This is a genomic window from Pseudomonas sp. NPDC099000 (assembly GCF_044759925.1).
Classification (GTDB): Bacteria; Pseudomonadota; Gammaproteobacteria; order Pseudomonadales; family Pseudomonadaceae; genus Aquipseudomonas.
Map to the genome: position 1 here is coordinate 1 of NZ_JBIWAF010000015.1, position 11641 is coordinate 11641.

The window sequence follows — 11641 nt, forward strand, 5'->3', positions numbered from 1 at the left end:
CTATCAGTCTGACTCCACAAGCACCCACACGAATTGCTTGATTCAGTTGTTAAAGAGCGGTTGGTTAAGATCTTTCGTCTCAACCGAGGCGCGCACTTTACAGCGCACCCAATCAAATAGCAACCCTAAAAAGCTTCTAATTTTACTAATAAAATCAATCGCTTAAGCCAGAGCAAACATCAAACTGCTCGTTAGCGGGAGGCGAATAGTACAGCATCTAAATACGTGGTCAACCCCCAGCTAAAAATTCTTTTCCAGACAACCCGCCCACACAAGAAAGAACCGGGCAGGAAACCAAGGTCGCCATTTTCGGGTTCTCTGCCGACTGACGCTTGCCTCTGCCTTTACCCGAGCGGCCGTTAATCGTAGAACGGCTCAACCGACACCCGACTGCTGACAAAAAAACTGTCGGCAACCAGTCGCAGCGGCTGGAGGTCCAGGTCACTGGCGTTGTCGCCAATCAGCTGTTGGAAATGTCGATACACCGCCGCGTACTCGCCCTCCTCCGATACGGCTTGACGCACGCCATCGATACTCAACAGTGCGCCACCGTTGTCCAGTCGCAGGGTGCCTTCGGTGCAGCGAATCACGATGCTCCAGAGTTCTTCATGACCGTGGTCGAAATCGAACTCTGCGCGGACGTCGAGGTGACGGGCGTCAGACATTTTGATGGAAGCGGCAATCGGCGACTGGCAGTTGCTGGGGACTCGCAGTTCGGCAGACTCGACAAACAGCGGCAGCGCCAGCAGATGGGTTGCAATCGACAATGCATTGATACCGGGATCGAAGACACCCAGGCCGCCGGGTTGCCAGATCCATGCCTGACCGGGGTGCCACTTGCGCACGTCTTCTTTCCAGTCGATCTGCACGCTCTGCAGGGTGCGGGTGGCCAGCCAGGCACGGGCGGCTTCGATGCCGGGCGCGTAGCGTGAATGCCAGGCGAACAAACCGCTGACGCCTTGCTCCTGTGCCTGGCTCACCAAGGCCATCGCTTCACCCAACGTGGCGCACGGCGGTTTTTCGACCAGCACGTGCTTGCCAGCGGCCAGCGCTTGTTGCACCAGAGCGAAGCGACCTTGTGGCGGCGTGCAAAACGCAATCGCATCGACCGGCGGACCATTTTCGAGCAGCTCGCCCAGGGACTGAAAGTTCTCGACCCCGGCGCAGGGCTGCCCTTGTGTTGCGACAGACACCAACTGGAACGCGGGGTTGGCGTGGATCGCGGGAACGTGTTGGTCCTGGGCAATCTTGCCGTAGCCCACCAGACCGAGACGGATCGGTTGCATCAATGACTCCTGATTCTTTGTCTTGTTTTAGTTGTCGAATCGGCAAGATTACGTTTGTGTAGCGGGGAAGTCATTGATGACGTGCTTACGTTCCATCCAGCACCCAAGCTTGAGCGCTGCCATCCCTGTTAACGTCCGCGGCTGAATAACAGCGATTGCCTCGTTCCACCTGTGTCATCACTGAAGCCTGTATCGCGAATGCATTGCTGGGTACAGCTGCGACAACAGGTCAAACGCTTTCGCATCCGCCGCCTTGTCACCAAACTCGGGCGCAATGATCGCGCCATTCACCAAACAGTAATTGATGTAACCGGCAGCAAAGTCTGGGCTATTGCTATTGCACTGGCTTTTTGCGTGGAGTGAGCGGCGGCGAAAGGGTATGCACTTGCAGCTTTCGACCGTCGGCATCGGTGGCGTTTTTGAGGATATCCAAATGCGCCAATGCCACTTTTCGGTCGTATGAATCGGGGTCGTTGTCGAGGTTGGCGACCACCACGCTGCGGCGCCGAGACTGGCAATGACCGACACTGCCGGCATCCACCAGCCACTGTTTTGAAGTTCGCTCTGCTGCATGACAAGCACCCTTGAGTTAAGTCATTGCGCTCAATGAAAACTGCCTTCGCAGTCTTGGCACGCATGCTATGGCTGCAAAACAGGGCCAACAAACGATGGATTTTGCAGAAAAGTGATTAGAGGACCTTATCAATATGCTCAAGCACTGGCCTCCGCTCAGCACCCTTCGTGGCTTTGAAGCCGCCGCCTGCCTGGACAGTTTTCACAAGGCTGCCGACGAGTTGCACCTGACCCAGTCGGCCATCAGCCAGCAGATCCGCACGCTGGAGGCGTACCTTGAGCAGCCGTTGTTTTTTCGCAGTGGACGTAGCGTCAGCCTGACCGACGCCGGTCACGATTTACTCAGCACCACCCAGGCGTTGTTGCAGCAACTGGCGGTCGGCATTCGTCGCCTCGGGCAATACCAGAAACCCAACCAACTGGTGCTCAACACCACGCCGACATTCGCCCGTCATTGGTTGCTGCCGCGGCTGGATGATTTTCGCCGGCAGCACCCGGAAGTCGACCTGTGGATTTTCAGCACCGATCAAGTCCCGGACATGACCACCCAGACCATCGACCTCGCGGTGCGTGACGACATCAGCTCCCAGGCCGAGTGCAGCTTCAAGGTGCTGCACGCCGACCGCCTCTACCCGGCCTGTCACCCGGACCTGCTGGCGGTGCCCGTCGAGCAGCGCACCACCCTTCACGGCGAGCGAGAAATGGACTGGAGTCATTGGGCCGTGGAGGCTGGCATTGATGTCGGGCAGAAGGATCAGGGGTTGAATTTCTCCGACCCCGGCCTGCTATTGGACGCGGCGTGCTCGGGGCTTGGCATCGCGCTGGTCAGCCAACTATTGAGTCGGCCAGCGCGCGATAGCGGACTGTTGCAACCGTTGGTGGAAGACACCATTCGCGGTCCGAACTGGGCCCTGCTGAATCACCGTGACAGCGAGAACAATCCGTTGGCACGAAGCTTCGTCGAATGGCTGCTGAGTAACCTGGAGGCAGCGAACCAGACGACGTCCGCACTTGCGACATGAATGGGTGCGCGAAAGTTCGCCAGTTAAGTACCTCGGCGAAGTTCCCATTTCACAACAGAACACTCTGCCCACTACTCTTGCGCGACAGCGCTTTTACAAGAAACTTTATTAGTTCAAAAAGATCATCCAGTGTATCGTGACATTATTCAGGCGCCATATAAGTGACTGACACTTAAAAAACAACACCGTGAATACGGTCAATCGCGACTGTCACAACCAAACAATAATTCACGCGTACCGACGAACGGACACACAATAATAATCCACATTAAAATCAACCACTTAAAACGCGAATAACAACCAAAACAAAACTTTTTAAAAAACACAAAACCAAAAAAAGACAGACCACAATTACAAAAGTTTCAAACTTATTTATTAAATAAAAAACCTCATATAACTCTTTCAAACATTTCCCTTCGATGCTAATAATCCCGCCGCTTCCGGGTTTACAGGCGATACACCCTCTCACATGAAGTGATCATCAGCGCCACGCTGATCTCCCGGCATTAATCAAAACTCAGATAACACAGCTTGCTCAAGTCTCAATAAAACTTAAGCCTGCATTGTGCTGCGCACTAAAACTGCGCGAGGAAGGCATCATCGCTCGCCATCATTCAAGGATTAAAATCCTTTCGATCTTCGGTACCCGTCCAGAAGCCATCAAGATGGCGCCGTTAGTCAAAGCCCTCGCTGCGGAACCCGGCATTCACTCGCAGATATGCATCACCGGCCAACATCAAAGCATGTTGAAACAGGTGCTGGATCTGTTCGACCTCAAGGCCGATCACACCCTCGATGTCATGACGCCGCATCAAACGCTCAACTCGCTGACGGCGGCGCTTTACGGCGCAATTGACCCCGTGCTGGAAATGACCTGCCCGGACCGGGTGCTGGTGCACGGCGACACCACCTCGGCCATGGTCGCCGCGATGGCGGCGTTCCATCGACGCATTCCGGTCGGCCATGTGGAAGCCGGGCTACGAACCGGTGATATCTACAGCCCGTGGCCGGAAGAAATGAACCGCCGCTGCATCGACCTGGGTGCGGACATGCTGTTTGCGCCAACCCACGAGTCGCGCCAGAACCTGCTCGACGAACGCCTGCAGGGTCGCACCTTCGTCACCGGTAATACGGTGATCGACGCGTTGCAGATGACCGCACGGCGCATCGAACAGGACGCCGACCTGCGTGCCAGCCTGGACCAACAGTTCTCGTTCCTGCAGGCCGGCCGCAAGGTCCTGCTGGTGACCGGGCATCGTCGGGAGAACTTCGGCGAAGGCTTCCTGGATATCTGCAAGGCCCTGAGCCATTTGGCCCGGCGCACGGATATCCAGATCGTTTATCCGGTGCACTTGAACCCGAATGTCATGGGCCCGGTCACCGAGCATCTGGGCGATCTGCCCAACGTGCACCTGGTCCAGCCGCTGGACTACCTGGCCTTCGTGCGCCTGATGCAACGGGCCCATGTGATCCTCACCGATTCCGGTGGTGTGCAGGAAGAAGCGCCGTCCCTGGGCAAACCGGTGCTGGTCATGCGGGATGTGACCGAACGCCCGGAAGCTGTCGCGGCGGGCACCGTGCGCCTGGTCGGCACCTCGCCAGACTCGATCATCGCCGGCGTCAACGCGCTGTTCGATGACGACTTGCTGTGGCGTCGTTGCTCCCAGGCGGCCAACCCTTACGGCGACGGCAAGGCCAGCGCGCGCATCGTCGATGCCCTGATGGGCCGCCCGGTGGACGATTTCATCGTGGCCGGCCTGCCCTTGCCCAAGTTCCTGCACTACCCGTCTGCACAGTCTGTGTCCGAGAAAAATTACCCGGCTTTTACCTCTCGATAAACCAAACCGCTCCTCCCCTTATCAGCTCGAGATCTACCTGAATGAAGTCTTCCGTTGCCATCCATACGGGTGCACTCAGCGCCCTTGCCTGTGGCGTGAGCCTGCTCGCGCTCATGCCGACCTTTGCCTTGGCCGCGGACAGCCCGCTCACCCAGGCGATCAACCGGCTCAACGCCGACACCCGACAAGAGCGTGAGGTGCGCTTGAGCGATCTGGGGATCGACGCACCGATCATCCTCGGCTCCACCGATGCCCGCCGCGAGCTGTATCTGCCGGTGCCGGCAGGTGTTCCGCTGACAGATGCCACGTTGAATTTCGACGCTAGCTACCTCAATGGCGAAGGTGGCCGCAACACGCTGCTCCTATCGCTGGACGGTTATCCGGTGCGCGCTGAGGGCCTGAGCGAACCTCAGGGTGACGCCAGCGCCACGCTGGGCGTGGACAAGAAAGCGCGGGACAGCGGCTCGGTGCGCCTGGGCATTGCCTGGTCATCGATCGTGTCCCGCGTGCTATGCGAAGACGAACGCGCCATCGGCAACGTCTTGCGTATCGAACCGGACACTCGCCTGACTTACAGCTACGACGCCAGCCAGTTGCGGGACGTCGGGGCAGCGTGGACGGCATTGCCCGGCAAGCCAGGGATCATGGTCGCGCCCGGCACCTTATCCGCCGAAAGCTACGATTCGGCGTGGCGTCTGGGCGTGGCACTGGAGCGGATTGGCAAGCGCAGTCAAATTCTGCCCTTCCCTGCCGTACAAGACAGCGTCGACCTGAGCGGTCTGCGCATTCCGGCCGAACTGCAAGGTATTCCAGCGTTCGCCAGCCTCAACGGCAAAGGTCCGCACACGTTGGCGAACCCGGCGGAGATCGGCGCATTGCTGGTATTGGGCCAGACGCCGAACGTCCAGGCGGATCTGGCGGTCAACGACCCGCAACTGCTCCAAGCGGTCAATGAATCCCTCGACGCGCTGCAGAGCCAGATCCAGGGCCTCGACGCCACGGCGGCCAACGCTTTCACGCAATGGCGTGAGAAGCATATCAATGCCGGCCTTGCCGCCGATGGCACAGACAATGTGCGTCTGGCCCTGGTGGGCACGCGCCCGGTACTGATGATCGCGCCGCATGCCACCGGCAAGGCGCTGGCCCTGTTCAGCACAGCCTGGAACAAACTGGCACGCAGTCGCCAATTGACCGTCAGCGAAGCGCAGCTGCCCTTGAGTACCGACGGCCGTGTCGCGCTGTCGCGCCTGGGTGGTAATCCCGGCGCTATCGACGTGCTGGCCAAGTCCGACTGGAGCACTTCATTCCCTCTGGGCAGCGTGGCCTACGACGGTCGCTTGCCGGTGAAGGCTGTGGTCGACGTGTCTGCCGCGCCCGGCGCTTCGGACACTGCGCCGGTGGCCTCGCTGTTTCTCAACGACTACCTGATCGGTGCGCAGCAGTTGGTGGCCAACGGTGAAAAGCAACGCATCGAAGCGCGCATCCCGCGTTACGCCGTGGGCGCGACCAACGTGCTGCGCGTGTCGTTCCAGCGTCAGCCAGTGAGTGATCGCTGCCTGGAAACGCCGCAAGCCTTCCCGGTGTCGGTACTGCCGACCAGCCACATCGTGCTGGAAAAAACCGCCTTGGGTAATGACTTCTCCGGCATGGCCGCGCGCTTTGCCGAGGACACGCAAATCCTCGTGCCGCGGGCCTACCTCGAGCACCCGGCGAGCAGCTTGCCGCAGGTGATTTCGGTCGCCGATGCCGCCGGTGTCTCGCCGCTGCGGGCGCAATTGAAGGTCGTCACCGACCCGAAAGCCTCGGTCACGCTGGACAAGGCCTTCCTCGCCTTCGAGCTGCCGATCAAGGACAGCAAGGAGTCGGTGCAGGTTGATGAACAGGGGCGCCTGCGCATCAATCACAAGGATCAAGTGTTGCTTGACGTACATCCCCTTAACCACCTGGCCTCGTTGCAAGTGGTGGATGCCGGCGGCCAGCACGGCATGGTCTATCGCGCGCTGGGCAATGACACGCCACGCTTCGCCAAACAGATTTTGCTGACCCGCGGCGACGTAGCCATCCTCGGTGACAACGGCGCCCTGACCACTTTCGACACTCAAGATCCAAGCGGTAGCCAATTGATCGACAACGAAGAACCCAAGGGCCTGGACGCCTGGCGGACACCGTCGCTGTTGTGGCTGATTCCGGGTGGCATCCTGTTGGTTCTCATCCTGTTGCTGGCTGGCCGTAACGCCCGTCGCAATCGCCAGTAACGGAACCCTTCGATGACGTCGCTTTATTGGCCCTATTGGCTGGCCCACTACTACAGCTTCCTGGAGATCTCGACCATCGTGGTCGCGGTGCTGATCCTGATTTCCAGCCTGGACGATCTGTTCATAGACCTGTGGTACTGGTCTCGCCGCCTGTTTCGCAAGTTCACCGCGGACCGAAAATACCGGCCGCTGACCGCCGAGCAGTTGATGGCCCGGGATGAACAGCCGCTGGCAATCATGGTCCCGGCCTGGCTGGAATATGACGTCATCGCGCCGATGATCGAAAACATGGTGTCGACCCTCGATTACCAGAACTATGTGGTTTTCGTCGGCACCTACATCAACGACCAGCGCACCATCGATGAAGTTGAGCGCATGCGTCGGCGCTACAAGCAGTTGCATCGCGTGGAAGTCCCGCATGCCGGGCCGACCTGCAAGGCCGACTGCCTGAACTGGGTGATCCAGGCGATCTTCCTGCACGAGAAAACCCACGGCATGACCTTCGCCGGCGTCGTGTTGCACGACAGCGAAGACGTACTGCACCCGATGGAATTGCGTCTGTTCAACTACTTGCTGCCGCGCAAGGACATGATCCAGTTGCCCGTGGTGTCGCTGGAGCGCAACTGGTACGAATGGGTGGCTGGCACCTACATGGACGAATTTGCCGAATGGCACGGCAAGGACCTGGTGGTGCGTGAAAGCATGACCGACACGGTACCGTCCGCCGGGGTCGGCACCTGTTTTTCCCATCGTGCCTTGCGCGTGCTGGCCGGGGAAACCCAGAACCAGCCGTTCAACACCGACAGCCTTACCGAGGACTACGACGTCGGCGCACGCCTGGCCAAGGTCGGCATGAACGCGATCTTCGTGCGCTTCCCGGTGCAGTTTCGCGTGCTGCGCAAATCCTGGTTCCGCAAGCCTTACGAATCGACCCTGAAGATGCCGTTGTGCGTGCGCGAATTCTTTCCCGATACCTTCCGCACCGCATTCCGCCAGAAGGCCCGCTGGACACTGGGCATCGGTCTGCAAGGCTGGGAGCAAATGGGCTGGAACGGCTCGCTGGCCAACCGTTATTTGCTGTTCCGTGATCGCAAAGGCGTGGTGACGGCGTTCGTCAGCATCATCGCCTATGTGATTCTGGTGCAGCTGCTGGGCCTGATCATCCTGCGCCAGAGCGGCTTGTGGGACGTGAGTTTCCCGACGCCGTTCGAAACCAACGGCTTCATCTACTACCTGCTGCTGGCCAACGGTGTCGCGCTGGCCTGGCGCATTGCGCACCGCTGTTATTTCACCACAGTGCTGTACGGCTGGCAGCACGGTTTGCTGTCGATCCCGCGCATGGTGGTGGGCAACTTCGTCAACTTCATGGCCGCGTCACGGGCCTGGCGGATGTTCCTGGTCGGCAAGGTCATGAACCGCAAACTGGTGTGGGACAAGACCATGCACGACTTCCCCTCCACCGACCTGGTCGCCGCCGCCCCGCGCAAACTGGGCAGCGTGTTGCTGTCCTGGCAGGCGATCAACGAAAACGACCTGCGAAGCGCCCTCGCCGAACAGAAAACCCGGCACATGCCATTGGGGCGGATCTTGCTCAGCAATGGCTGGCTGGACGACGAGACACTGGCCGAAGCCATCGCCTTCCAGAACGACCTGCCGCGGGTGTTCGATGTGGCCCACAAGGCGCAGGCGTCGACTCTTACCCTGGATGATGAATTCGCGCTGCGCTGGCGTGTGGTGCCGGTGGGTTTGAATGCCGACGGCCGAGCACAATTGGCCGTGGCCAGTCCGTTGCCGGCCGAAGGTCTGCAACAAGTCAGCGAAGTACTGGGCAGCGAGCCGGTGCAACTGATTGCCCGGGAAAGCGAAATCGTCGCGCAGTTGCGCCTGCTGAACGTGCGCGAAGGCCAGTCCCTACCGGATGCCCGCGCGCCACTGTTGGGTGATCTGTTGATCGAAATGGGCCTGCTGGATCGCGACGTGTTCAACCGCACCATGTTGCAGTACCGCCCGCAGCGTCACGGACGCATCGGCGACTATCTGGTCGACAACGGCGTGCTGCCCCGCGCCACCATCGAAAAGGCCGTGGCACGTCAGCACAGCCACTACCCTGCGGAGCTTCCGGCATGAATCGCCCCTTGCTGATCCTCATGGCCACGGGGCTGAGCCTGATACCTGTGCTGGCTCATGCCGAAACGCTGCCATTGCCGTTGACCGGCCCGGCCTATGTCACCGCCAACGAGGCGTACAGCGCCTACGAGCGCAAAGACTACGACCTGGCCATCGCCAAGGCCCGCGAAGCGCTGCGTCAGCGCGCCGACATCACCCGTTTGAACACGCTGATCGTGCTGGCTCAACGCGACAAGGACCTGCGTGATCATCCCAAGCGCTACCCGCAGTCGCGTCAGGCGCCCGGGTTCGGCGCCGCGGCCCAGGCCTTCAAGGCCTATGATCGCGACGATTTCGGTGCAGCGGCGCAGGCGTCACGCAAAGCCATCGCTCAGGCACCCAAACGCATGGATTATCGATTGCTGCTGATCGAGTCGTTGCAGCGTCAACAGCATCTGCAGGAAGCGGACCAAGCCACCACCCAGGCACTGGCCGTGTTCCCGGACGACGACACCTTGCTGATGCGCCGCGAAGCGATTCGTCGGCAATTGGCCGCACCGTTGGCAGTCGAGGGTTATCGCGCCCTGGAGCAAGGCCAAGTGCCGTTGGCCGTGGAACAGGCCCGGAAAGCCGTCGCCTGGGCGCCTGAAATCGGTGCCAATCAGCAGCTGCTGATCAGCGCCCTGCTCGCGGCCAAGGAATACCGAGGGGCCGAGCTGGCCGCGTCCGGCGCACTGGCTCAGGACGATGGCGAAATCGCACCGTGGATTCTGCGCAGCTACGCTCTGGATCGTCAGGGCAAAACAGCGGCAGCCCAGGCTGACCTGAATCACGCCCTGGCCATCGATGGTCTGCTGGAAACGGAAACCCGCGACATTCGTTTCTTCGCCGCCGACGCCGCGCTGGCCCATGGCGAGCCCCAGCGGGCGATCGATCAGCTGCAACCATTGGCCGACGACGAAGGCGGCGAAGTGGCCCGCCGACGTACCGCCGCCCGAATGGCGCTGCGACAGAAAAACAACGGCTTTAACGCTGTTGCCCAGTTCCCGGCCCCGGCCCTGAACTGTCAGGAAACCGCCTTCGGTTTGGTCTGCGATATCTGGCCGGGCAACCAGCGCGACGGTGGAACCGACAAGGCCGGCCAGGCCTATGCGGCCCTGGCTGGCAAAGATCCCGCCTCGGCCGTCGTCCTGGCCAACGAAGCCATTGCCCGTGCGCCGCAGAATCCGGCGTATCGACGGTTGCTCGTCAGCGCCTTGAGTGACCAGAAACGAGTGCCAGAAGCCATTGCGGCCGCCAGCGAGGGCCTCAAGCTCACCGGCGATGATGCGCGGCTGCTGGCCCAACGCGGTCGTCTGCGCCAGCAATCAGGTGACGACGCAGGGGCTCGCCAGGACTTCACCCGGGCCTTGGCGCTGGGCAGCCTGCCCGCTTACGAAGAGGCCAGTTTGTATAGCGCCATCGGCCAGCGCCGAACCGCGCGCGAACGGCTGCAACAAGCGCGGGACACCGGCGAACTGGAATCGATGAGCGACCTGCAAATCGCTTACTTGTCGGTCCAGGCCGGCGACGATGACGGTGCCCACGCATCGTTCCGCAAGGCCGATGCCGACACCCGTCTCACGCCGACAGCCACTCAGGATGCGGCCTACAACGCCATGCGGGTAAATGACGACGAGCAAGCCGTCAGCTACTTCAAGCGTGTCATCGACGCGCAGCATTCCGGCGACCTGGACCTGTCCCCGCAGCAGCTGTTCGACACCCGCCGCGCCGTGGCCGATGTATCACGCACCTGGGGTTTGACCAACACCACCAGTTATCGCGGCAACAGCACCAGCAGCGGCCTGAGCTCAGCGCCGAGCGGCGGCAATGGCAGCAATGACAGCCTGCAAAACAGCACCGAATTGTCCTGGCGCCCGTTGGGCTATCGCAACGCACGGTTTGTCGAACTCTACGGACGCGTCACTGACACGCTGTGGAGCAAGAACAGCGATTCGGACACCGGTTTCGATGCGTTGCAAGGCGCCGTGGGTGTACGGGTCAAACCCTTCACGTCGCTGAACGTGATGGCCGCCGTCGAGCGCACCTTCCCCCTGGGGTCGTCGGACGTCGACGGTGACTGGTTGCTGCGTCTGGGCTATGGCGCAAGCGTCGGGACTGATCTTCGGGTCGATGCCTCCAGCTGGTGGACCTCGCAGTTGTTCGCTGAAGCCGGACATTACGTCAACGACTCGCGCGACTATTTCAACAGCGAATGGCAGGTCGGCCGCAGCTATGCCATCGGTGGCGCAGGCTCGCGCTGGGTGACGTTCCCCCATGTGGTGGCCGCGTTCGATTACGACTCGAAGATGAACAGCGGGACCGACTCCGACGGCAAGTCGGACTCATCGTCCGGCAAGGCCGGCGGCGTCGGTGTCGGCAACAACGTCCGCTACTGGTTCCGCGAAGATGCATACAACGCCCCCCGCTCCTATGTCGACTTCTCCCTGCAGTACCGCGTCAAGGTGCTGGGCGATGATCGCGCTCAAGGTGTCTTCGGTCGCCTGACTTATTCCTATTGA

The 11641-nt window shown here is 60.5% G+C and carries 6 protein-coding genes and 1 pseudogene; 5 read left to right on the forward strand and 2 right to left on the reverse strand.

Annotation, left to right across the window (positions count from 1 at the left end):
* Positions 1 to 359 precede the first annotated feature (359 nt).
* The gene (locus ACIQV9_RS17850; protein ID WP_403104008.1) at positions 360 to 1286 is read right to left on the reverse strand and encodes a Gfo/Idh/MocA family protein; all 927 of its coding nucleotides are present in this window, start codon (positions 1284 to 1286) and stop codon (positions 360 to 362) included.
* Positions 1287 to 1493: 207 nt separating this feature from the next.
* Positions 1494 to 1782 (reverse strand): annotated as a pseudogene (locus tag ACIQV9_RS17855) (agmatine deiminase family protein); the annotation flags it as partial.
* Positions 1783 to 1993: 211 nt separating this feature from the next.
* Between ACIQV9_RS17855 and ACIQV9_RS17860 the strand changes: the two are divergent.
* From ACIQV9_RS17860 to ACIQV9_RS17880, 5 genes are all read left to right on the forward strand, one after another.
* Complete coding sequence (locus tag ACIQV9_RS17860) at positions 1994 to 2881, forward strand: LysR substrate-binding domain-containing protein (protein ID WP_403104011.1); 888 nt, start codon at positions 1994 to 1996, stop codon at positions 2879 to 2881.
* A 599-nt stretch (positions 2882 to 3480) separates the two neighbouring features.
* Positions 3481 to 4719, forward strand: a complete 1239-nt coding sequence (gene wecB / locus ACIQV9_RS17865) for a non-hydrolyzing UDP-N-acetylglucosamine 2-epimerase (protein WP_403104309.1) — start codon at positions 3481 to 3483, stop codon at positions 4717 to 4719.
* Between the two features lie 41 nt (positions 4720 to 4760).
* Positions 4761 to 6974: a hypothetical protein gene (locus tag ACIQV9_RS17870; protein WP_403104013.1), complete on the forward strand. Its 2214-nt coding sequence runs from the start codon at positions 4761 to 4763 to the stop codon at positions 6972 to 6974.
* Between the two features lie 12 nt (positions 6975 to 6986).
* Positions 6987 to 9101: a glycosyl transferase family protein gene (locus ACIQV9_RS17875; RefSeq protein ID WP_403104016.1), complete on the forward strand. Its 2115-nt coding sequence runs from the start codon at positions 6987 to 6989 to the stop codon at positions 9099 to 9101.
* The gene (locus tag ACIQV9_RS17880; RefSeq protein WP_403104019.1) at positions 9098 to 11641 is read left to right on the forward strand and encodes a bacteriophage N4 adsorption protein A; all 2544 of its coding nucleotides are present in this window, start codon (positions 9098 to 9100) and stop codon (positions 11639 to 11641) included. The genes ACIQV9_RS17875 and ACIQV9_RS17880 overlap by 4 nt, the downstream gene beginning before the upstream one ends.